The organism is Chryseobacterium binzhouense, from assembly GCF_007474545.1.
Classification (GTDB): domain Bacteria; phylum Bacteroidota; class Bacteroidia; order Flavobacteriales; family Weeksellaceae; genus Chryseobacterium; species Chryseobacterium binzhouense.
On the sequence record NZ_VKOG01000001.1, the window covers coordinates 905,952 to 928,231 of the forward strand.

The window sequence follows — 22,280 nt, forward strand, 5'->3', positions numbered from 1 at the left end:
CCATAAAAAAAGACCGAAACAGAAATTCCGGTCTTTTATATATTTATTAACGTATTATTCTACAATAAATTTCGTAGAAAAACGCTCAGTTTTCAAAATATATACACCTTTCACTATTCCGTGTAAATTGATTTTATTAGAATGTCTGAAAGGATTTTCAATACTTCTGATCATTTTTCCTGAAAGATCATAGATTTCAGCTTTTGTAATGTTTTTAAGATTTTCTCCTTTTACAGATAATTCCTGATTTTTTACCGGATTAGGATAGATTGTAAACTCAGATTTATCTTTTGATACTTCTGAAGTTGATAACGATGAATTGTAGCAAGTCCAGCTTAAATCATCAATAGAAATTCTTTTTCCTTGTTCTGCATTGATTATCTTAATAACAACATTATTGGAAACATTAATATTGTTGATTGTGGTGGTCGTAGCTGTGGTGCTAAAAGGGATAGTTCCCACATTATTTCCGTTGATCTGTATAATAAGATTGCCAGCTGAATCCGAGAATGGCAATTTGGTAGTAACTGTTAAACTGCCTATACCTCCAGAAATGGTAGAACTTGTAAGATTTCCGTTTCTGATAGTGATTGCTTTACCGTTAATTGTTTGGTCAATTCTTGCGTCTGTTGCAGTCCATGTAATGTTATTGTTTGTCCATATCTGTGTACTGTAAGCAGGGTTGCTTGTAGCAGGGATATTTGAGAAATCTTCTGTACCGCACGTTCCGCTTCCGCCGCCGGATCCTGCGAGAGTAGTCTCTGTGGCAGTATTGCTCTGAGCGGAAGAGTTTCCGGCTGCATCTTTAGCAATAATATAGAAACTGTATGTTGTTGACGGATTCAGGTTTGAAATAGTTGCTGTTGTTGTAGTAACGGTGGAATGTAAAACTCCGTTTACATAAATTGCATAGCCTGTAACGCCCACATTATCGGTAGAAGCTGTCCAGCTGAGAGATATTGTGCTTGAAGTAGGGTTATTGGCAACCAGGTTGGAAGGAGCTGTCGGAGCCTGAATATCTGTTGTAGGACTTCCCCAAACTAAATTTACGTAATTTGGATTGTCAATATAAGGATTTCTGTTTCCCTGATAAACATAAGAAGCATTATTTCTACCGATTTCAGTAGAAGAAACAGGATCTAAAGCATGCCAAGCCAGTAATTGATCCAGCTGCCATTGCTGAAGTCCTGGATAAGCAGAATTTCCAAGCATATTTCCTGAGCTGAAGCCAGATAATTGTGTTTCGTATCTGGTCACAAAATAAAAAATCATTCTGGCAACATCTCCTTTAAACTCATCAATAGGTTCAAAAACGACTCCTGAGTATCCCGGTGAAATAGAGTTTCCTCTTTTTGATCCGTTATTTGAAATATAATTGGTAACTCCAACTTTACCAAAAGGAAGACTTCCTCTCATGTTGTTTACATAGCCGTCTGTAGCACGTATAAAATGCACATCAGAAACCATAGGTGATGCTTCATTGAACAAACTTTGAGGAACGATGTGCTCTCTGTTATAGCAATCAGCTTCGCTGTTGTAGCTACCACACTGATTGGCTCCCACAGTATAGTTGTAAGGATCTGCAGCCGTTGGATTTTCAGAGTAGATATCTAAAATTGTTCCGTCATTTTCGTAGTAATAATCGCGGTCTGTAGTTTGATAGGCCGTCCACAATCCGTTATAAGAACCGGGATTGTGTCCTGCGGTAATGATGTTTTTCAGTTGAGTCTTTAGCGTAGCACCTGTCCCGGTAGCTGTGCTGTAATAATTAGCAGGAGCCTGAGCCGATATACTTACTGCTAAAAGACTTATAAGAAGAGAATAAAAAATTTGCTTCATTTTTTTTGAATTGGACGGCAAATTTACGAATATTCTTACTATATAAATATTAATTTTTGGTAATATAATTTTTACTGATTTTTGAAAAAAACCAGGAGATTAAAACTCCGAATAGAGCTGCAATAGCGGCTACCGTAAAATAATTTTTTGTGACAATCTTCACCGGAAATGGTAAATCTTCTACAGCTTTAAATAATTCGGTGTAAATCTGAAAATAACACAGGGCTGTTCCCAGAAGCAATCCTGTAACAATACCTGTAATAACGATCAGAATACCGGTATAGAAATAGGTCATTCTAAGATGGCTCAACGGAAAACCTAACGAAATCAGCGATTTTGCCTGTTCTTTTTTATCCAGCTGAAGAATGATAATAGCTCCTGCAAGATTAAAAGTAGTAATGAAAATAACCAGAGCAAAAATAAGATAGATAAACAGCTTTTCGGTGTTAATCATCTTCCAGAATGCTGCATTTTCTTCTTCTTTTGTTTTAATTTCAATATTTCCGCCAATTTTTTTTAGTAAATCTTGCTTTACCGAATCTGCATTTTGCGGATTTTTTAATTTAATAACTATTTGATACGCTGAGTTTTTTGGAAGACCCAGAAGTTCCTCTGTAAGCTCAACTGGAGCAATGATGTAACTGTTGAGCTGTTCATTTCCAGGAAAAATACCGGTAACGATAATCTCTCTTTTATTGTAAATGTCTTCTTCTTTATTGATGATTCCCGTCCCTGATTTAGGCATAAAAACAGTGGTGAAATCAGTTTCAGAATCTACAGCTATTCCCAGTCTGTTCTGTAGATTATGTTCCATGATCACCTCATTGGTATATTCAAAAGATGGGTATTTACCGTAGAAAATATTTTTGTTGACAGGATTTACTTTGGTATAATTGGTATCTACTCCCCGCAAATATGCAATATCACCTTTACCGTTAAAGCTTACGTAAGCTTTCTCTTCTATAATTCTTGAAAAACCGGCAATTTCTTTTTCTTTCTTTAAAATTTCATTGATTTTGCTGAAATTCTGGATGGTCTTACCAGATGTACTTTTAATTGTAAGATCAGCATGAAGATCGGAAATAAGATTTTTATTAAAATCTTCGAGTCCTGAAAAAACCGATATAATCACAAACATTGCAGCAACCGCAACACTCATCGCCACGGCAGCAAGCCAGGTAATAAATGTTACAGCAGTACTTCCTTTTTTTGATAAAAGGTAGCGTGAGGCAATATAAAATGCAATGTTTCTCAAAGCGAGTTATAAAACCGGGTTTTCGCCTTCTCCACGTAATTCTTTCTCAATTCTCTCTACATCATCCAGTGTAGTGTCAAGATAGAAATTCAATTGAGGAATGATACGCACTTGTTTTGCCATTTTCTGACCTATAAAGTTGCGGTATTGTGCTTTGTTTTCTTCGATTTCTTTCATTACTGCAGTGCGAAATTCCTGTGGAAATATGCTGAGATAAATTTTAGCAATCCCAAGATCAGGAGTTACTTTCACGTCAGATACAGAAACAAGAATATTTTGTTTGCTTTCTGACGACTGCTTTCGGAAAAGTTCTGCGAAATCTTCCTGTATAATCTGTGCTACTTTTCTTTGTCTGTTACTTTCCATAATTTATGCAAATTTAGTACTTTTGTTTGAATTGATCGGCTGAAATTGGAATACAAGATAATAAACTTGTTTTAAACTTTTAGGACAATCACAAAATTCATATTGTTTTACTTTGAATCCTCTTTAATAAAAGCCTATGATACAATGTAAACAATGATATGATTTCGTAAAAAATAGTTTATCGGTCATTTTTGCTATAAGTACCGATGAAACAACGAATAATAAACAATAAAAGAAATAATATTTACGTATGAAATTAGAGCATATTGGTATTGCTGTGAAATCTTTGGGAGTTTCAGATGAACTTTTTGCCAAACTTTTGGGAAAAGAATCCTACAAAAAGGAAACAGTTGAAAGGGAAGGCGTAACTACATCGTTTTACGAAACTGGCGAAAGTAAAATTGAACTTCTGGAAGCGAACAATGATGAAAGTCCTATCGCTAAATTTATTGATAAAAAAGGGGAGGGCATTCACCATTTGGCATTTGGTGTCGAAAATATCTTTGAAGAAGTGGAAAGATTAAAAAAAGAAGGATTTCAGTTTATTTCAGAAGAACCTAAAGAAGGTGCTGATAATAAATTAGTTGTCTTTCTACATCCTAAATCTACCAATGGCGTGCTTGTAGAACTTTGTCAAGAAAAGTAAAAAAATATTTTGTAGAGAAATAATTTTTACTATTTTTGCAAACACAAAATTTAACCAGTTTTGCGGTCCTATAGCTCAGTTGGTTAGAGCACCTGACTCATAATCAGGTGGTCCCTGGTTCGAGCCCAGGTGGGACCACAATCATAATCAAGCACTTACATATTTGTAGGTGCTTTTGTTTTGTAATGGGTCAAGGTACAGGTCAAGTTTAAAGGTAAACACAAGTAAACTTAATAATCTTTATTTAACTACGGAAATAATGCCCGTTACTTTCAAAATAATCAAACATTATGCTTCTGGCGGTTGCTTTCCAATCAATCACAACCCAATTTGGAATATTAAACGTATCATCTTCATATAAGTATTGTACAAAATCTTCATCACTCGAAAATTCACCGTAATAAAAATTGTTTACATATTCGTATAGGCTTTGGAAGTCCATTTTCCCGAGATTATCTAAACACGCTTCGTAAACCTCTACATCATGCCCTGAATCATTGATTTGTTCCAGTACATCGTATATATCATTTGATATATGGCACTCGCTTAACAATCCTAGTTTTTCCAGAATCGGACATTCATAATCCTGAAACATAAATTCGGGGTCGGCTTCGTCAGAATGAAGCTCATACATTGCAGTAAGTAGTTCGTCATAATCGGAATAATCTGAAAGATTCAACCATTTGCCGTAAAGGCTTCCGTTGTTATACTTGGCATACGTGCCACAATAGATACTAGTAGTATCAAGACAATTTTGTAACTTTGTCATGTCGATAAGTTTTAGGTATGTTAAAATTTATTGATTCGCCTAGCAGTACGCCAATACTTCTAGGCATTTTTGTTTTTATATTGAACCTTGTATCCAAAGATAAAAGTAGCTTGTAAAGATGTATAAATATACGTCAAAAAGCCCATAAAAACAAGTATTTACAGCAGTTTTTAACCAAAATATCAACGTAAGTTAAAAACTTTTTAATCACTCGGAGCGCAGGACGACAAAAACAGCCGTCAAAAAACAAAAATCTTTGACAGGGGGCGCAACGAAAAAACCTCGCTGACGGGGTGTTAAATCCGTATAGTAGGTACAGTCCTAATGCCTATATAAAATTTTTGAGATACGGTATAGGGGTGTATTTTTACAGCAAAAATTTGGAGGGTGGTGTAAATAGTAACCTAAGTATTATACATTCTCCCTGTATATCCGTAATTGAATTAAGTATTGAGCCAAACATCACAAACCGTTTACCCTAGCCACCCGAAATGTTGGTTTAGAGTTGTTAGAAGAGAGTTAGGTGTGATATAATTTGTAGAATATTTTTAGGATATATAGATACTATGTAGCAGAAACTCTGAAAACACTTCTGTTTATGGTAGTTTGAGTAGACTGCACGTTAAGATTGCATGAACCAACCAAAGGTGATATATTAATCCCAGAAAAATATTTTTTTTCATCATTTATGTTTTTAAAGTCTTTCGTTTAATCGAGGGACTTTTTTTGTTTTGGGGTAAATAGGTAGATATATATTGACAAAAGTACACTTGCTATGATTACAGCTTTTTTACATCCCGACCAAACCACAAAGATTACTTACCTAAGCCACAATAGACTTGTAACAATTTACAAAAATGAATCAAATTTTGTAGTTTACAGCGAATATATAATAACTTATAAAACTATTGCAGATAGAGTCATACCCCCAGTTTCTCACAGTACAGATGTGATATAATTTCCATTAGTGTGTTTTAATCAAAAATAGTATAAATATGCGCCTACACAAAAAGAGCATAAAAAACAATTCATATTTTATCAATGAAAATCAAATAATTACATACATGAATTCATAAACGTTAAAAAAATTGGCGCAATATCTATTGTTAATATTGGCGCAATGCGTAAATTTAGATGTTATAGCCAATACTAGCAAAACCACACAACAAAGTGAGAAACCAAGACAAACAATTATGATTTTAGCTACAGTAAAACTTCAAGGATTTAGAAACTTCAAAAAAGCAAAAATAAATCTTGCGAAAAAATCTCTAATTATTGGTGCAAACGATGTTGGGAAAACCAATTTACTTTGGGCTGTAAGACTTTTATTAGACAGAAGTTTATCGGATTACGACATTGAACCTAAAGACACAGACTTTTATGCTTTTGAAGAAACAAATTCTTTTACAATTCAACTACATTTTGACGATGTAACAGAAGATTGTGTTGTTTCAAAATTAAAAGGCAAAATTGGAGATGACAACAAACTTGTTTTATCATACAAAGCTTTTCGTGATAAAATTACAAAAGTCAAGACATATCAGTTGTTTGCAGGACCAACGGCAGACCTACTTGAAGAAATTGAAGACAGATACTACAGAAAAGTATTAAATGTAAAGTACATTAGTAGTAGACGAGATTTACATAACTACATAAACCGAGAAAAAGGATACTTATTTCAAATTGCGAAAGAAAACAGAGAGGAAGACGAAATTGCTCAAGACGAAAAACTTTATTCTGAAATTCAATCGCAACTAAAAAATGTAGATGAAAAAATACCCAAACTGAATTTTATATCTTCCGCAACAAACACAATCAATGAGGAACTTTCCAAATTATCACTTCATCACACCAAACAAAAAATTGTATTTGATGCAACCTCTTCCAATGTGGACAATTTTATAAATAGTGTTTCTATTGCTTCAAAAAGCAATGAACAAAGCGTTTTAATAGGCGGTGATGGGCGATTAAACCAAATATACCTTGCATTGTGGGCTTCAAGAAATGAACTAACTAAGGACAGTTTGAAAGAAGTTACAATCTTTTGTATTGAAGAACCAGAAGCTCATTTACACCCACATCAACAACGTAAACTTGCAGATTACTTAAACACATCAATCAAAGGTCAAGTTTTACTAACTTCTCATTCTCCTCAAATTGCATCGGAATTTAGTCCTAATTCGATTGTCAGATTATTCAATAAAAAGGGAGAAACTAAAGCTGCTTCAAATGGTTGTTCCGAAATCATAGATACAGCATTTAAGGATTTTGGTTATAGATTAAGCATAATTCCTGCTGAAGCTTTTTTTTCCGATGTAGTTTTTCTTGTGGAAGGTATTTCCGAAGAATTATTCTATAAAACCTTATCAACTCAATTAAAATTAGATTTAGACAGACTTAATATCAGTATTTTAATGGTTGACGGAGTTGGCTTTTCTACCTTTATTAGAATACTAAATAGCTTAAACATAGAATGGGTTATGAGAACGGACAACGATATTTTCAAAGTTCCCAAAAAAGTAGAATATCGTTTTGCAGGTATTCAGCGTTGTATTGACATTTACCGTGAGCATTTTAAAGAAGACGCTGATACAGAAGGTATTTTGAGTTCAAATGAAATAAATTTGAAAGGTTTCACAACGGAAACTCCCGAAGAAGTCAACACTAAATCAGCATTATTAATTACTAAAGACCTTGAATTGTATAAAATGTATTTATCGAAAAAGGATTTAGAAAATGACCTCTTTAACACAGATATTAAGGAAGATTTGAAAAAGCATTTTGCCGACTTTGATGAAACTGAAATTGTGTTTGAAATGCAAAAAAGAAAAGCTTCTTTTATGTATGATTTTTTGCGAAATAATAAAGAATGTCTTGCGAAATTGGCTAAAGACCCAATTGCAAAGCCCTTAATTAAATGCCAAGAAATAATTGAAGAAATACAAAAGAAATGAAACCAACTGAACAACAAAAACTTATTCTTGATTATGATGGCAATGCAGTTGTTATAGCTGCTCCAGGTAGCGGCAAAACATTTGTCATATCTGAAAAAATAAAGGGAAATTTAAAAAACATGCTTGAACATCAAGGTGTAATAGCAATTTCATACACCAACAAAGCAAGTACGGAACTAAAAAATAGAAGCCTTTCAAATGGCGAAAACCCAATGAGTTCTTTTTTTGGAACTATTGATAAATTTAATCTTTCGGAAATAATAATTCCTTTTGCGAAACATCTTTTTGGAATTCCAAAAAATCAAATTAAAATCACAAAACTCTCATCATTACCAAAAGATGAAAGTGAAAATTTTGAATGGTTCGATAGAAATCTAACTTTAGAAAAACTATCAGACGCAAACATTGATATTTTAAAATCATATTTTCTTAATGGCTCAATTTTCATTGAAACTATTGGTTTACTGGCAAACTATGTTTATACAAATTCTATTGCTTGTCAAAATTATATTCGTGCCAGATACAAGTACATTTATATTGACGAGTACCAAGATTCAGGATTTGAGCAACATCAAATTTTTCAAAAAATAAAATTTTTAGATATAAAGGCAGTTGCAGTTGGCGACTTAAATCAATCTATTTACGCATTCTCGGGTAAGGATGCAAAATACTTGGAAGAATTGACCAAAGATGAAACTTTCAAGTATTTTAAATTAGACAAAAATCATCGTTGCCACCCGTCAATAATTAATTATTCAAACTACTTACTTAATCCTAAAACAGAATTAATTTCTACGGAACAAAATCTGATTTTCTTTTGCAGAGTTGAAGGTAATGAACAAGCGATTGCAAATTGGTTAGACCAAAAAATAAAAGTTATTCAAGAGGCTTTTAAAATTGAGAAACGAAACCAAATTGCAATATTGACAAGAACAACAAGAACTGGAGAAATTATAAACACAGAACTTAAAGAACCGCATAAACTATCTGTAAGCAATAAATTAGACACAAATCTTAATGTTTGGTCATCAATTTTTTCAAATTTATTGCATTTTGGTTACGATAAGAATTTTAAATTTATTGAAGTTATTGAAGTTTTTACATCATACGATAATTTCAGTAATAGTAATTTAGAAAAACTTAAAACTGCGAAGGAAAATATTGAAAGGATTTTCTCTGCAACCGTATTGAATAAGCAAGAACTTACTACGGAATTTATCAATATTGCTAACATTATTGCTCCACATTCAAAAAGCCAAGAATCTATAGACTTATTAAAATTTGTATTAGACAATTCAATAGAATTAAAATCTTACGAACCAGCAAATGAAAACGAAGTTAATATATTGACTTTACATAAGTCGAAAGGACTTGAATATGATTTTGTCTTTCATTTGGACTTATACGAATGGGTTTTCCCAAACAAACAACCTGGAAAAAATAATGACTTTAACAATCCTCTTTTTGGAGATTGGACACAGGACTTGAACTTACATTATGTAGGAATAACAAGAGCAAGAAAAGGATGTTGGTTATTATCAAGTACAAAAAGAACGAATAATGAAGGAGAAACAAGGAATGGCAAAGACTCTGAATTTATATGGAAGGACGAAATAGAAAAATTGAGATTTAAAAGAAATTGAACCAAGGATTGATTAACAAAAAGCACTGGCTATAACAGCATTTTGGCAAAAGGCGGATTCAGTACTAAATTCAAGACCAGTTCTTCGATTAAATTTTGTGCAAAACTGAACATTTGCGCTACGATTTCCGTCACTTCGCCAAGCTGCAAATCGTTACCTGCCATATTACCCAACCAAACGCCAAAACTGAACATCAGAAAAAAATTAATAACTTTGCACAAAATTTAACAAACTGACAGAATGAAATTATCGGGACAAGAGCTACACAACAAATTGGTAAACGAATACAAGATTATCGGAGAAAAAGGAATTATCAATTTTTCGCTCAAAGACCTTACAATTTCAATAGAAACTAAAGACACCGTTGGAAACCTTTTGCAAGAATGGTTGAAAGCTTGGCTAATGAAAGAAAGTATTGAGTTTGAAGAAAACTCCAACTCTCAAGTTTTTCCTGACTTTTATCTTGACAAACATAACAAAAAATTAGGGCTTCTTGAAGTAAAGTCATTTGATTGGGACAGAGGTCCAGGTTTTGACCTTGCCAATTTCGACTCCTACTGTAATTCTTTACTAACTTCGGCTTATCGCTTAAATTCTGACTATCTTATCTTTGCTTACCAAATGAAAGGAAGCGAACTGACTATCAAAGATGTTTGGATTAAAAAGATTTGGGAATTAGCTTGTCCAAGCGGAACTTATCCATTGAAAGTACAAGAAAAGAAAAGTGTAATTTACAACATCCGACCAGGCATCTGGTATTCGGAACGCTCTAAATTTAAACCGTTCAATTCATTGGAAGAGTTTCTTTCTGCACTCAATGAAACACGTTACCAATATCCACAAACTCGCCACGGAAATGGTCATTGGTTACAAAATGTGTTGAAAAATTATGAAGAACATACAGGTATTAAACTGCAAGTTCGCTAACATAAACTTCGGCTAATTTATTTGCTACAAATTCCACAACAGGCACAGCAACCGTGTTACCCAATAAATCAAAAGCATCATATTCTTTTGTAGGGATTTCGTACCATTCGGGATAGCCAAACAATCGCAATCCTTCACGAATAGTCAATCTGCGTAAACCTTTACCATCAGGAACAGCTAAACGAGAAACGTCTGTTGCTACCAAAGTTGGGGCAATATCTTTCGGGTCAAGAACTTTATTAACCTCAAAACTTAATTTTCCAGCTACAATGTTGTAACCTTTCGGTTTGGTTTCGTCATACTCACGAGAAGTTGCAATTCCGTTTTCTGTTTGAATTTTAACTAACTTTTTTGGATGTTCTAATTTTAAATACCCTTTTGAGGTCAAATCATCTAGCAATGATTTTAATTCCTTTTTAGGTAAATCTATAAAGGTATTGATTTGCTTTAAAGTCAAAGCCATTCCATCCATCCAATCAATTCCAATTTCTTCTGCCCATTGCTTTTTACGCCTTTGCTTAAACAATTGATTGAGAATTTCGGCTTGCTGTTTAGACACACTTCCTTTTATTTCAATATCCCAACTATGAATATTGTTATTGCCACCACGTTTGTCTTTTATTGATTTTCCGTACAAATCTTCGATAGAAAAATGAGACAAAAGTTTATCAATAAAATCAGATTTCAGAGTTGGTAACCCTTTTTCTAAAACACTTTCCAAAGCATTAAACCGAGGTTCGTTACCATTCAAATCTATCTTTTCATCTTTTGTACCAACGATAAAAATTCTTTTACGAGATTGTGGCAAACCAAATTCTAAACTATCAAAAACTTTCCAACTTGTTTTATAGCCCAATTCATTTTCAAGTGTGTACAAAATGGTTTTCAGTGTTCTGCCAATTTCGTCATTCTTATTTTCCAAATCGTGCTTTACCAAACCTTCTACATTTTCAAGAATAAAACCATAGGGCTTTTTCTCTCTCAATATTCTTTCTATTTCAAAAAACAAAGTACCTCTTGTATCTAAAAAACCTTGACGTTTTCCACCTGCACTAAAAGGCTGACAGGGAAAACCGCCCAACAAAAAATCAAAATCGGGAATAAATTCATTGTGTACTTTAAAAATATCGCCTGCTAAAAATTCGTGACCAAAATTGTGTTTAAGGGTTTTTACAGCATACGGTTTTATTTCCGATGTCATCACACATTCGGTGTCTACTCCAACCTCTTTAAATGCTTTTTCAAAACCTAAACGGATACCACCAAGACCTGCAAAAAGGTCAATAAATCTTACAGTATTACTTTTCATTTTTTAGAAGTTTTATAAGGTTCGCTTGGTTCGGCAACCATTAACAATTGACTTTCATAATCTTCAATTTCTAATTTATGACAACCTATAACAGTAAGACATTGTAGCAGAAAAGTAGCACTAAAACTGCCTCGACTAATTTTACTGTCGATACTTGCTTTCGTTTCCTCGACACCAATTTCGTTCAGTAATCCTACCAAATCGGTATTTGTATAACCACGTTTTACCATTTCCGACTTTAATAGTCGTTTTGCTTTATCGTCCCAGTTTGACATAATTGAGATAGATTTATTTTGCAATATTCGATAATAATTATCATATTTGCAAATAAAATAACGAAAATAAAAAATACGGCAAGTAATAGCTAAGTTTTCGTTGGGCTTGCAAAGCCAACAATGAAAACCCTGTTGAACCCTTCGGCAAGCTCAGAATAAACTTCAGCTTCGGGAGCTTTTTCTGCTATTACAGGTTTATCATAGAAATATTTTAAAGAGATAGAAGAGACTTTCATAAGAGTCTCTTTTTTTGTTTGATGATACACTAACGTGTACATTCCACTAAAAAAACAAACTGTCACATAATTACAAAAATTCTTATATTAGCATCTCAAATTTTATCGAACAACGAAAAAGCGTTAATAATTATTCTGCTAATAGGAATCTGGTAAATTCAAAAAGTAGTGCAGAATGGTGAGTTGAACGCTCACGTCCTTTATAACTATTGGGCGTGGGTTTCGCTTACTTGCACTACAAGGCTTACCAGAGCCTCTATTAGTAAGTAAGAATTACGAGCCTACGTCCTTTTTCTATTTTACAACCCAAAAACAAACTTTTAGGCTCGGAGTGAACAGCACTCATTTATGAAAAAGATTCTGCTCTCTGCACTACTGTTACTCACGGTATTATCCTGTGAAAAATCCAAACCCACTAGAGAACCCGACCCTTATATTGATTCTATACAGGCACGTATGAAAGCCAATGAAAAGATTCAGTTTGAAGAAATCGACCGCAAACTTGAAGCACACGCCAAAGCTCAAAAACAATACGTATTTGTTCGGTTGCTTGTTGAAGAAGATTACGGAATGGATACAAGACAAGCCAACTTTGTCTCAGGAATCCAGGATATAACCACAGACTTGAGCGAGGATGAAAAAGCACAGATGGAAGACCTGATAATTTCAAACTATCTCAGTTCATCCGATGCGAAAATTCGTAATGGCAGGGTCAAAAAGAAAGAAATGTTTGTATTTGGCAGTTATGCAGAAGCAAGCGAAAAAAGAAACAGTTTTTTAATAATCACCGAATAACAAGTATGAAAAAGATTTTACTAGGTCTAGCAGTAAGCCTGACATTACAACTATCTGCACAAACAAAAACATTCAGTTACAATATGGTTCAGATTGTCAAAAACATGAATGTAACGGAACTCGCCACACGGAAAACAAAGATTGTCGTGAACAAAACGAAAAACACAATCAGTGTAATAGATTCTGAATTTCCCACTCCCTATGTTTTCAAGATTGACAGCTATTGCGATATTACCACCCCGTCTATCAATTGCATGATACGGGACAGACAAAACAAACTCAACTTTTTTTCTTATAACAAAAACAGGTTAGAGATTATGAATCTCGCAGGAGACGGAACAAGATATATTAACATAAAACCTTGATATTATTATGAAAAAAAACTATTTCAAAGCTGTTACGATAGCATTATCCCTAACCGTATTATCATTAGTAACCGTAAACTGTTCTAGCAGTAACGATGACGATAACACCCCAACCAATCAACAGACACCTGCAACAACCCAATATTTTCATCCGCCAACATGGATTCAGGGAACTTGGGGCGTGACTAATGGAACAACCTCAAACAAGCTGTTCAGATTTACAGCAGATGATTTTATATTAGTCGTAACAGGTGTAAGCGAACAGAGTATGACGGGAACAGTTAAATCAAGTCCAAACGGTGGAAGTGTTGACGAAACTGTTAACAGTGGTACACAATATAACTTTACTGTCAAATATAACATCACAACCACAACACAGAGTTTTGAGTTCAGGAAAGTATCAGCTACTCAGATTCAGTGGAAAGATAATAGTAACGGAACATGGTTTGACTTGGTGAAAATGTAGAAAAAAAACAAAGCCTTGACCTTGTGGGTTCGGGCTTACTTTTTATCTTTGTAAACATTAATGAACAAAGGGGTTAACAAAGAATCTGCTATATAATACCAATACTTATATAAATTTATATCAATTATTATTGTACTTTAACTATTACTCGCAAATTTATTTAAACGGGAAATTTAAAAAAAAATACTTAAATCAGGAATTGATGAAATCCAATTATTAAGATAAAATTCATAATTTTGTAGTGTTGAAAACTTTGAGTAAACATATCAGCTTTATTATTTTATTGTGTGTAGGATTTTTTCTTGCGCCGAGCATATGCTATGCTTGTGCTAAAAAAACAGTGAACACAGAACAAAAATCCTGCTCAAAAGAAAAATCTAAAAAATCAAACCATAAAGAAAGTTGCAAGGACAAGTCCTGTAAAAAATGTAAGAATGGTCACGATTGCTGTGGCGATTGTAATCATAGTTCTTGTAGATGCAGCACTTCTTCATCTTTTGTGAGCCTACCAATTCCCATTGATTTAAAAGTAACAGACCCTTTTGCTGAAACTAAAAAGCAAAAATTCGGTTTTAAACAAGTCTATTATTCTTTAGACTACTCATCCATTTGGCAACCGCCTAAAATAAGCTAAAACGATGGCTTGATAGCCACAGGTATGTCTTGTCGAGAACCCAATGAGGTTGTCGCACCCCTTTAGTATATCTTATTCAATTTAAAAAATTTTAAAAATGAAATCATTATCAAAAATAATGATGGTAATCGCTGTATTATTATCATCAATAAACAGTTTCGCTCAAATAAAGAATGCGAAAACAGAAACCGTAAAAATTTACGGTAATTGCGGTATGTGTAAAACCACTATTGAAAAAGCAGGCAACGAAAAAAAGGTAGCCAATGTGGAATGGAACAAGGATACTAAAATGGCTACGCTCACTTATGATAGGGATAAGACCAATCAGGATGAAATATTGAAACGTATCGCTTTAGCAGGTTACGACAGCGAAAAATTCTTAGCACCTGATGACGTGTATGCAAAGCTGCCGGGATGTTGCCAGTACAGCAGAGAATTAAAACCAATCGCAAAATCTAATGATGCGGGTATGGATATGAAAAACGGACACACCAACCATAGCCATAACGAAATGATTGCAACAAATACTGCTGATACCCAAAATGCACCACAATTAAAAGCTGTTTTCGACAATTATTTTTCAGTGAAGGATGCTTTGGTAAAAACTGATGCAGGAACTTCATCTGTAAAAGCTGCCGAATTGGTAAAAGCTATCAAATCGGTAGAGATGGCAAAACTTTCGACTGACGAGCATACAGCTTGGATGAAAGTAATGAAAGACTTAATGGCAAATGCCGAAAAGATTGCCACTTCCAAAGATGTTGCCAAACAAAGGGAAACATTCGCTTTGCTTTCTAAGAATATGTACGAATTAGCTAAAGTATCAAAACAGGAAACACCTGTTTACTATCAGCATTGCCCGATGTACAATAATGGGAAAGGTGCTAATTGGCTAAGCAAGCAAGAAGCGGTAAAAAACCCATACTATGGTAATCAAATGCTAACCTGCGGTAGTGTACAGGAAACAATTAATAATAAATAAATTCCCAGTTATGGAAAATATAGAAAACAAACAAGGTATGCAGCGCCATACGCCTAATGAGGGGCATAACACCAAACATTCTTCGGCAATGTATAAGCGGTTTGCTATAATGGCTGTTGCGATGTTCGCAGCAATGTATTTCCTTATGTATGCAATGATTGACGGGTTAGATAATCTTATCCCAAACATTAATAATTTATATATGACCCTGCTTATGGTTTCAGCAATGTTGGTCATTGAATTATGGATAATGAAAGGAATGTATCAAAACAAAAAAATCAACTTGGCAATTATTATAGCATCTCTTGTGATTGGCATCTTCTCTTGGTTTGGTATTAGGGAGCAAATAAACGTGGGCGATAAACAATTTGTAAAAGGAATGATACCGCACCACGCAGCAGCAGTATTAATGTCTGAAAAAGCAAAGCTAACCGACCCCGAACTGATAGAGCTACAAAAAAATATACTCGAAACACAGGCAAAGGAAATAGAATTTATGAAGCGAAAACTGAAGGAATTTAATAACAAGTAATACAACAAAATCTTTAATAACATTAAATAGCAATTAAAATGAAAAATATATTTTTTTCCATCATCGCATTGGTATCAGTTGCGGCAATAACAGTTTCCTGCAACCAAACGAATAAAAATAACGAACAACAAGCTAATGATAGTACAATAGTATCTGCAAATCAAAATTTGCAATCATCAGAACAAAATGATACAGTAATTTCTACTGTCCCAGTTGATACATTAACTAAAGTAGCAGAAAATTCAGATGTAAAAGAGCAGGCAAAAAACTTCTCTATTGCACCAATTGTTAAGGATTATTTGGCTTTAAAAAACGCACTTGTTGCAGATAATGACAAGGCAGCAGCCAGTGCAGGCAAACAGTTGTTCAGCACTTTGAAAAATGTAGATATGAAATCCATACCAGCAAATAAGCATCAACAATATATGGAGATAGCTGAAAATGCAAGAGAAAATGCAGAGCATATTGGCGACAACGCAGGAAAGATAGACCACCAAAGAGAACATTTGGCTTCGCTTAGTAAAGATGTTTCAGACCTTATAGCGTTATTTGGAACTAATCAGAAATTGTATAAAGACTATTGTCCTATGTACAATGATGGTACAGGTGCTGTTTGGATTAGCGAAACAAAGACAATCAAAAATCCATACTATGGAAGTCAGATGCTTACCTGTGGTTCTGTAAAGAAAGAGTTGTAAAATGAAAAAAGTATTAAAGATAATTTTGACAGTAGTCTTGTTAATTTTTATTGAAATACAATTTTATCAACCTGCCTTTAATGTAGATGAGGGGCAGGCTTACACTACAGATTTTACACAGGCATATAAAATGCCTATCGAGGTAAAAGTAATGCTTCAAGCTTCGTGTTACGATTGCCATAGTAGTAATACAAACTACGTTTGGTACGATTACATTCAGCCAGCAAGAGCATTGGTAGAAAATCATATCAAAAAGGGTAAAGAAGAGTTGAATTTTAACGAATGGGGCAATTATTCTAATCGAAAACAGGAAAGATTAATTAACTCAATTAAAGAACAGATTGAAGCAAAGCAAATGCCCTTATCATCCTATACTATAATGCACAATAATGCAAAACTGAATGATGCGCAAATTAAAATATTAACCAATTGGTTAAAAGAACAAAATTAAGTTTCTTATAAAAATTACGATAAAATGGATATACCCAAAAATATAAAAATTAGATTGTTTCAGGCAGTTATTTTACTGCTTTATGCACAATCTCTTTTTGCACAAAAAGTGGTTCGCTACGATTTGTATGTAAAAGATACACTGGTAAATTACGCAGGCAAGGAAAAAAAAGCCATAGCAGTAAACGGACAAATACCAATGCCTACGCTTACATTTACGGAAGGTGACACCGCCGAAATTGTAGTACATAATCAATTAAAGGAAAGTACTTCATTGCATTGGCACGGAGTATTTTTACCAAACAAAGAAGATGGTGTGCCGTGGTTAACACAAAAACCGATAGAACCAGGAGCTACCTACACCTACCGTTTCCCAATTATCCAACACGGAACGCATTGGTATCACTCGCATTCGGGTTTGCAGGAGCAAATAGGGATGTATGGGAGTTTTGTGATGAAAAAACGAACTGATGATAAAACCTTTAGAAAAGGAATTGATGATTTGCCCACAGTACCTATAATCTTGAGCGAATGGACTAACCTTAATCCTGATAACATCAACCGTATGTTACATAATGCAAACGATTGGGCGGCTATCAAAAAAAATGCGACACAATCTTATGTAGAAGCTATAAGGGAAGGACATTTTAAAACAAAGCTTACTAACGAATGGAAGCGTATGTTGGCAATGGATGTTAGCGATGTGTATTACGATAAAATTTTAATCAATGGCAATAATGCCACAGACTTAAAAACAGTAGATGGCAAGAAATTAAAAGCGGGGGACAAAGTAAGATTACGAGTTTCCAATGGTGGTGCATCTTCATATTTCTGGCTGCGATATGCAGGCGGAAAAATTACCGTTGTAGCCAATGACGGCAATGATGTAGAGCCTGTAGAAGTAGATAGATTAATCATTGCGGTTTCAGAAACGTATGATATTGTAATTACCATTCCCGAAGACGGTGTATCCTATGAGTTTTTAGCCACAACAGAAGACCGTACACAATCTGCAAGCTATTTTGTGGGTAATGGCATCAAACAGCTCATTTCGCCTCTTCCTCGCCTAAAATATTTTGAGGGTATGAAAATGATGAACGATATGATGAAGATGAATGGCGATTTAGATGATATGGGAATGAAAATGAGCCTTAACCAAATGGACATGAATGTAGTAATGTATCCTGAAATTACGGGCGATGCAAAGCAAAAACAAGACCATAGCACGCACAATATGAAAATGGACGAAGACCCAAACCGCTACAATGCAAATGCTTTGGGAGATATTAAAACCTTGAACTATGCAATGTTACAATCACCATACAACACATCACTTCCCAAAGATGCACCAGTAAAGGAAATAAAATTTACCCTTACTGGAAATATGAACCGCTACGTGTGGAGTATGGACAATAGAATACTTTCTGAAACAGATAAAATACCTGTTAAAAAGGGAGAAATTTTACGCATTACCATTTACAACAACTCAATGATGCGACACCCAATGCATCTACACGGGTTCGATTTTAGAGTAATTAATGGCAAAGGCGAAAAATCTCCATTGAAAAACGTATTGGATATTATGCCAATGGAAACAGACACCATAGAATTTTTAGCCAATGAAGAAGGCGATTGGTTTTTTCACTGCCATATCCTTTATCATATGATGTCGGGAATGAACAGGGTTTTTGCGGTAGATGATTATCTAAATCCATATTTGCCCAATAAAAAGCAAGCATACAATAAACTGCAACGAGAAAGCAATATGCCACACTTTATGGCACAAAACGATTTTGCAACCAATGGTAATGATGGCGAAGCAATGTATCAGAATGCAAGATGGAGTTTAGGTACAGAATGGCGATTAGGCTATAACGATATGCACGGTTATGAAGTAGAAACACATTTAGGAAGATACATCGGAAAAATGCAATGGTTTATGCCTTTCATCGGGTTTGATTGGCGTTATCGTAAAATGGGAATGGACGAACACGAAATCAATCTATTCGGACAGAAAAATGAAAAAGACACACGCAGGGCTTTTAGTTTAGGATTTATGTACACGTTGCCTATGCTTGTTAATTTTCAGGCAGAAGTTTATCACGACGGTATTGTGCGACTGTCATTAATGCGTGAAGATATTCCTATTTCCAAGAGATTAAGAGCGGGCTTTATGTTGAATACAGATAAAGAGTATATGGTAGATTTAAAGTACATCATCAATAAAAATATGGGTATTCGTACACACTATGATAGTGATATGGGGTTTGGTATAGGACTTTCTCTTAATTATTAAAGATGTAAATATCAAGCTTAAAAAATTATAGTGATAACGAAAACCGCTTCCTATATGTCACTTGGTTTAACAAGGATGCTTATTATGATGGTAGTAAAGCTATAATGACATCATCAATTGAAAAATCGAGTTTTATAATTAAATTTTAACCCAAATATAAAACAGCATTTTTAGAGCAAACTGAAGAACAGGTAATTTGAAGAAACAAAAAAGTATAATAATATTATTTTAAAATTTGGCAACACTGAAATTTTAATTTCAATTTGCAAAATATAAATGATTGGTTCTACCGCAAATAGGTAAAGCCAATCATTTTAATTTTAGAGTAATTCAAAAATCGATTTATAGATTAATTCCAATAAATATACCCAACACTATCTTTCCATTTTGACATACCTTGACAAACAATGCGAATATCCGAAAGATATTTTTTAGAGGGATTCCATAGAGGGTCATCCTCATTATCTAAAAAATGCAGTAAGTGTATTTCTACCTGTAACGGCTGGATTTTGTATACCGGATTAATATCTATTTCCAGCCAACCCTCAAATTTATTATACAGCACACCCATTATCGAACCGTCTTTTTTGTCATACAAGACAATGGTATAGTCTGATTCTATGTAAAATCCAATCTCATTTTCAAAATCCTGTACCGTTTTTCTGTTGATGATATATTTTTCTCTAATCATGTTTATAATATTTGTTTGAAAAAAAATGTTTAAAACGAGGTTCAGAAATTCAGTTTTTCATAATTCTCCGAAAAACTGAAAAACTGAATCTTAAAAACAAATCTTTTTTTTAGAAAGGCAAAAAGTCATCAATATTATCTGATTGAGCGGAAGCCATACCGAAACAGATAGAACCATTACTCGCTCTGGATTTTTCAAATTTTTTGCTTTCCAGTTTCTTTGAAAATTTATTCTTTCCAAGTGGCTTATAGCCATCATCCTGACAAAACTGCTTATAGTCTTTGTACAGGTCGGATAGATGTACTTTGTTTGTATCCGATGCCGTATAGTTGAATTCATCAATGAATAAGTTAACCTTATCTGATTGCCATTTAAACTCATCTATGGCATTATTGACTTTTTCGCTATGGGTAAATCTTCTGTTTTTAACAATTCTGTCCAATCCCTGTAAAAGCCAATTGAAAACTCCTGCTAATTCATTTGCAATTATTTTTTTAGACAAATCAATATCTTTTTCCTCTTCACTGATTTGAACTTCAAAAGGAATAATAATCCATCTTCTGAAAAAAGCATCTGTAAGCTCAATTTCACTCGGAAGCTCATTAGCATTAATAATAAATCTGACGGTATTATGCAAAGTGAAACTTCTGCCATAAGGTTCTCTTGCCTGTAACGGTTCACCGCTGACTAATGCTTTAAAGGTATCGGGGTTTACATCAGTCCCTTTTTCACTGCTGTAATTAAGCAATACATCTGTCAATTTTGCTCTGTTGTACTCACTTGAAAATGCTCCGAGCGTATATTGTAAAACATTCTCTCTGCCAAGCAAAGCACATATAATATCAAAAAATACACTTTTCCCGTTTTGTCCTGAGCCTGTGAGCATCAACATTTTTTCAAGATTCAGTTTGGTGAAAATATATCCGGCAAACTCCTGTAATATCATCTGACTGTCTTTATCAGGCAAAACTTTATCCAGATAGCTGTTGAACATAGGACAAGTGGCTGTCTCATCATAGCAAAACGGGAGCTGATAGGTCATAAAATCTGCTGAATCGAAGTCACGAAGCGTCCACGTATCATTTTCAAATTCAAAAGTCCCATTCTGGAGGTTGATTATCATTTTATTTTCATCGGGAACGGGCTGTGATAAATGGCAGTCGGTCAGGAACTGCTTTAACAGTTTATCTTTGAACTCATAATGAGCGGCATCATAATCAGGGCAACCCATTTTAGCGGCACATTTGCCCAGAAAGTCTTTTAATTCGTCTTTATCCAACTGTTTCCAGTACTCTCCGTTATAGATATAAGTATAATCAAAACTTTTGCATAAGCTCCATTTATTAGCCTTTGCAACTTCGCTCAGATTTTTTATAATACCTACTAAAAGATGTTTTTGTTTAGTGTTTTCGTTTTCGGGTAAGTTCAAAAACGTTCTGAAATCTACTCTATTGATTTCATTTAATAATTGCTCTAAAATCTCATGCTGAGATTGTACTACTTTTTCTTTACTCATTTTTTATTCTTTGTTTCTTAAAAAAAGACACAGCAAGGGCTATACACAGCTTTTTTTGCTATGTCTTTAGGGTTTGTTATAAAAATTGTTTTAGGGGATTTACAAGGCTATCACGGTGTTCACGCACAGAGTTTTAGTGCGGTGTAATAGTAAAAAGATTCTGCTTTCCCAGCCTTGTACACTAGCGCATAAGGTTTTATTATGCTGCTTTTTTACCTTTTTTTGAGAAATAATCATCTACCTGATTCTGAAAATCATTGAAATTATTTCTTTTGTGTTTTGTCATCCATTCCAATAACTCCAATCTTTTAAAGTAAAGTTTTCCGTTTCCTGAAGATGAATAAATGGGTAAATCTGTTCCGACACTACTAAGTTTATGAAGATAGCTTACCTTATACCCTGTAAGTACGGCAGCTTCGTTTACGTCTAATACTTCCTTATTCAAAATAGTTGACATTCGGACTGTTTCTTTCAGTTCCTTTAATTCGCTCAAAATGCTCATCAGCATTTCTTTGAATTCTGTTAAAATTTTTACCATAATCTTTTTTGTTGTTTCTATACTCAGCTTCGTTGCTGAATGTGTTTACAAAAGTATGGCAGGAAATGCGGAACGGTCGAGGAATAAAGCATTCCGCA

At 34.1% G+C, this 22,280-nt stretch carries 23 protein-coding genes and 1 tRNA gene; 13 read left to right on the forward strand and 11 right to left on the reverse strand.

Features of this window, described 5'->3' with window-relative positions:
* Positions 1-54: 54 nt before the first annotated feature.
* The 3 genes from FNE73_RS04150 to rbfA are packed head-to-tail and all read right to left on the reverse strand — an operon-like array spanning position 55 to position 3,460.
* Positions 55-1,839 (reverse strand): endonuclease, encoded by a 1,785-nt coding sequence (locus FNE73_RS04150; protein WP_143883502.1) that lies wholly within the window; start codon positions 1,837-1,839, stop codon positions 55-57.
* Positions 1,840-1,888: 49 nt separating this feature from the next.
* Positions 1,889-3,094: an ABC transporter permease gene (locus tag FNE73_RS04155; RefSeq protein ID WP_143883503.1), complete on the reverse strand. Its 1,206-nt coding sequence runs from the start codon at positions 3,092-3,094 to the stop codon at positions 1,889-1,891.
* A gap of 6 nt (positions 3,095-3,100) precedes the next feature.
* Positions 3,101-3,460: a 30S ribosome-binding factor RbfA gene (rbfA, locus tag FNE73_RS04160; RefSeq protein ID WP_089745576.1), complete on the reverse strand. Its 360-nt coding sequence runs from the start codon at positions 3,458-3,460 to the stop codon at positions 3,101-3,103.
* Between the two features lie 250 nt (positions 3,461-3,710).
* Here rbfA and mce point away from each other — a divergent pair, with 250 nt between their 5' ends.
* The gene (gene mce / locus FNE73_RS04165; protein WP_143883504.1) at positions 3,711-4,106 is read left to right on the forward strand and encodes a methylmalonyl-CoA epimerase; all 396 of its coding nucleotides are present in this window, start codon (positions 3,711-3,713) and stop codon (positions 4,104-4,106) included.
* Between the two features lie 64 nt (positions 4,107-4,170).
* Positions 4,171-4,244: transfer RNA gene (locus FNE73_RS04170), tRNA-Ile, on the forward strand.
* Positions 4,245-4,350: 106 nt separating this feature from the next.
* Here the strand turns inward: FNE73_RS04170 and FNE73_RS04175 are convergent.
* Positions 4,351-4,875 carry an antirestriction protein ArdA gene (locus FNE73_RS04175; RefSeq protein ID WP_143883505.1) on the reverse strand — a complete coding sequence of 175 codons (525 nt, stop codon included), beginning with the start codon at positions 4,873-4,875 and terminating at the stop codon, positions 4,351-4,353.
* 1,088 nt (positions 4,876-5,963) lie between these two features.
* Between FNE73_RS04175 and FNE73_RS04180 the strand changes: the two genes are divergently transcribed.
* A complete protein-coding gene (locus FNE73_RS04180) occupies positions 5,964-7,829 on the forward strand; it encodes an ATP-dependent nuclease (RefSeq protein WP_228429866.1) in 1,866 nt (621 codons plus the stop codon).
* A complete protein-coding gene (locus tag FNE73_RS04185) occupies positions 7,826-9,472 on the forward strand; it encodes a UvrD-helicase domain-containing protein (RefSeq protein ID WP_143883506.1) in 1,647 nt (548 codons plus the stop codon). The genes FNE73_RS04180 and FNE73_RS04185 overlap by 4 nt, the downstream gene beginning before the upstream one ends.
* Positions 9,473-9,501: 29 nt before the next feature.
* On the opposite strand, the gene FNE73_RS04190 is transcribed toward FNE73_RS04185, so the two are convergent.
* Entirely contained in the window at positions 9,502-9,693 is a 192-nt protein-coding gene (locus FNE73_RS04190; protein ID WP_143883507.1) for a hypothetical protein, read from the reverse strand.
* Between the two features lie 19 nt (positions 9,694-9,712).
* Between FNE73_RS04190 and FNE73_RS04195 the strand changes: the two genes are divergently transcribed.
* Positions 9,713-10,399, forward strand: coding sequence for an NgoBV family restriction endonuclease (locus tag FNE73_RS04195; protein WP_143883508.1), 687 nt, complete (start codon positions 9,713-9,715; stop codon positions 10,397-10,399).
* Here the strand turns inward: FNE73_RS04195 and dcm are convergent.
* The 3 genes from dcm to FNE73_RS16670 form a co-directional block, all read right to left on the reverse strand.
* Positions 10,380-11,708: a DNA (cytosine-5-)-methyltransferase gene (gene dcm, locus FNE73_RS04200; RefSeq protein WP_143883509.1), complete on the reverse strand. Its 1,329-nt coding sequence runs from the start codon at positions 11,706-11,708 to the stop codon at positions 10,380-10,382. The two genes, FNE73_RS04195 and dcm, sit on opposite strands and share 20 nt — an antisense overlap.
* Positions 11,705-11,983, reverse strand: coding sequence for a DUF6471 domain-containing protein (locus FNE73_RS04205; RefSeq protein ID WP_185147280.1), 279 nt, complete (start codon positions 11,981-11,983; stop codon positions 11,705-11,707). Before FNE73_RS04205 ends, dcm begins: the two co-directional genes overlap by 4 nt.
* A gap of 89 nt (positions 11,984-12,072) precedes the next feature.
* Complete coding sequence (locus FNE73_RS16670) at positions 12,073-12,219, reverse strand: hypothetical protein (RefSeq protein WP_185147281.1); 147 nt, start codon at positions 12,217-12,219, stop codon at positions 12,073-12,075.
* Positions 12,220-12,567: 348 nt separating this feature from the next.
* On the opposite strand from FNE73_RS16670, the gene FNE73_RS04210 reads away from it, so the two are divergent.
* The 8 genes from FNE73_RS04210 (at position 12,568) to FNE73_RS04250 (ending at position 19,437) form a co-directional block, all read left to right on the forward strand.
* Entirely contained in the window at positions 12,568-13,014 is a 447-nt protein-coding gene (locus FNE73_RS04210; RefSeq protein ID WP_143883510.1) for a hypothetical protein, read from the forward strand.
* Positions 13,015-13,019: 5 nt separating this feature from the next.
* Positions 13,020-13,379: a hypothetical protein gene (locus tag FNE73_RS04215; protein WP_143883511.1), complete on the forward strand. Its 360-nt coding sequence runs from the start codon at positions 13,020-13,022 to the stop codon at positions 13,377-13,379.
* A gap of 7 nt (positions 13,380-13,386) precedes the next feature.
* Positions 13,387-13,845, forward strand: a complete 459-nt coding sequence (locus FNE73_RS04220; protein WP_143883512.1) for a hypothetical protein — start codon at positions 13,387-13,389, stop codon at positions 13,843-13,845.
* A gap of 731 nt (positions 13,846-14,576) precedes the next feature.
* The gene (locus tag FNE73_RS04230; RefSeq protein WP_143883514.1) at positions 14,577-15,461 is read left to right on the forward strand and encodes a DUF3347 domain-containing protein; all 885 of its coding nucleotides are present in this window, start codon (positions 14,577-14,579) and stop codon (positions 15,459-15,461) included.
* 10 nt (positions 15,462-15,471) lie between these two features.
* Entirely contained in the window at positions 15,472-15,993 is a 522-nt protein-coding gene (locus tag FNE73_RS04235; RefSeq protein WP_143883515.1) for a DUF305 domain-containing protein, read from the forward strand.
* A 38-nt stretch (positions 15,994-16,031) separates the two neighbouring features.
* Complete coding sequence (locus FNE73_RS04240) at positions 16,032-16,691, forward strand: DUF3347 domain-containing protein (RefSeq protein WP_143883516.1); 660 nt, start codon at positions 16,032-16,034, stop codon at positions 16,689-16,691.
* A gap of 1 nt (position 16,692) precedes the next feature.
* The gene (locus tag FNE73_RS04245) at positions 16,693-17,142 is read left to right on the forward strand and encodes a heme-binding domain-containing protein (protein WP_143883517.1); all 450 of its coding nucleotides are present in this window, start codon (positions 16,693-16,695) and stop codon (positions 17,140-17,142) included.
* 24 nt (positions 17,143-17,166) lie between these two features.
* Entirely contained in the window at positions 17,167-19,437 is a 2,271-nt protein-coding gene (locus FNE73_RS04250; RefSeq protein WP_143883518.1) for a multicopper oxidase domain-containing protein, read from the forward strand.
* Between the two features lie 349 nt (positions 19,438-19,786).
* Here the strand turns inward: FNE73_RS04250 and FNE73_RS04255 are convergent, their stop codons facing one another.
* The 3 genes from FNE73_RS04255 to FNE73_RS04265 all read right to left on the reverse strand — a co-directional run bounded on the left by FNE73_RS04255 (position 19,787) and on the right by FNE73_RS04265 (position 22,182).
* Positions 19,787-20,128, reverse strand: coding sequence for a hypothetical protein (locus tag FNE73_RS04255; RefSeq protein ID WP_143883519.1), 342 nt, complete (start codon positions 20,126-20,128; stop codon positions 19,787-19,789).
* Between the two features lie 109 nt (positions 20,129-20,237).
* A complete protein-coding gene (locus FNE73_RS04260) occupies positions 20,238-21,644 on the reverse strand; it encodes a DNA primase family protein (protein ID WP_143883520.1) in 1,407 nt (468 codons plus the stop codon).
* 199 nt (positions 21,645-21,843) lie between these two features.
* The gene (locus FNE73_RS04265; RefSeq protein WP_143883521.1) at positions 21,844-22,182 is read right to left on the reverse strand and encodes a hypothetical protein; all 339 of its coding nucleotides are present in this window, start codon (positions 22,180-22,182) and stop codon (positions 21,844-21,846) included.
* Positions 22,183-22,280: the final 98 nt, after the last annotated feature.

Coding starts and splice junctions, on each gene's coding strand:
- FNE73_RS04150 (WP_143883502.1), bottom strand. CDS start 1,839: ATGAAGCAAATTTTTTATTCTCTTCTTATAAGTCTTTTAGCAGTAAGT.
- rbfA (WP_089745576.1), bottom strand. CDS start 3,460: ATGGAAAGTAACAGACAAAGAAAAGTAGCACAGATTATACAGGAAGAT.
- mce (WP_143883504.1), top strand. CDS start 3,711: ATGAAATTAGAGCATATTGGTATTGCTGTGAAATCTTTGGGAGTTTCA.
- FNE73_RS04175 (WP_143883505.1), bottom strand. CDS start 4,875: ATGACAAAGTTACAAAATTGTCTTGATACTACTAGTATCTATTGTGGC.
- FNE73_RS04185 (WP_143883506.1), top strand. CDS start 7,826: ATGAAACCAACTGAACAACAAAAACTTATTCTTGATTATGATGGCAAT.
- FNE73_RS04195 (WP_143883508.1), top strand. CDS start 9,713: ATGAAATTATCGGGACAAGAGCTACACAACAAATTGGTAAACGAATAC.
- dcm (WP_143883509.1), bottom strand. CDS start 11,708: ATGAAAAGTAATACTGTAAGATTTATTGACCTTTTTGCAGGTCTTGGT.
- FNE73_RS04205 (WP_185147280.1), bottom strand. CDS start 11,983: ATGTCAAACTGGGACGATAAAGCAAAACGACTATTAAAGTCGGAAATG.
- FNE73_RS16670 (WP_185147281.1), bottom strand. CDS start 12,219: ATGAAAGTCTCTTCTATCTCTTTAAAATATTTCTATGATAAACCTGTA.
- FNE73_RS04210 (WP_143883510.1), top strand. CDS start 12,568: ATGAAAAAGATTCTGCTCTCTGCACTACTGTTACTCACGGTATTATCC.
- FNE73_RS04215 (WP_143883511.1), top strand. CDS start 13,020: ATGAAAAAGATTTTACTAGGTCTAGCAGTAAGCCTGACATTACAACTA.
- FNE73_RS04220 (WP_143883512.1), top strand. CDS start 13,387: ATGAAAAAAAACTATTTCAAAGCTGTTACGATAGCATTATCCCTAACC.
- FNE73_RS04230 (WP_143883514.1), top strand. CDS start 14,577: ATGAAATCATTATCAAAAATAATGATGGTAATCGCTGTATTATTATCA.
- FNE73_RS04235 (WP_143883515.1), top strand. CDS start 15,472: ATGGAAAATATAGAAAACAAACAAGGTATGCAGCGCCATACGCCTAAT.
- FNE73_RS04240 (WP_143883516.1), top strand. CDS start 16,032: ATGAAAAATATATTTTTTTCCATCATCGCATTGGTATCAGTTGCGGCA.
- FNE73_RS04245 (WP_143883517.1), top strand. CDS start 16,693: ATGAAAAAAGTATTAAAGATAATTTTGACAGTAGTCTTGTTAATTTTT.
- FNE73_RS04250 (WP_143883518.1), top strand. CDS start 17,167: ATGGATATACCCAAAAATATAAAAATTAGATTGTTTCAGGCAGTTATT.
- FNE73_RS04255 (WP_143883519.1), bottom strand. CDS start 20,128: ATGATTAGAGAAAAATATATCATCAACAGAAAAACGGTACAGGATTTT.
- FNE73_RS04260 (WP_143883520.1), bottom strand. CDS start 21,644: ATGAGTAAAGAAAAAGTAGTACAATCTCAGCATGAGATTTTAGAGCAA.
- FNE73_RS04265 (WP_143883521.1), bottom strand. CDS start 22,182: ATGGTAAAAATTTTAACAGAATTCAAAGAAATGCTGATGAGCATTTTG.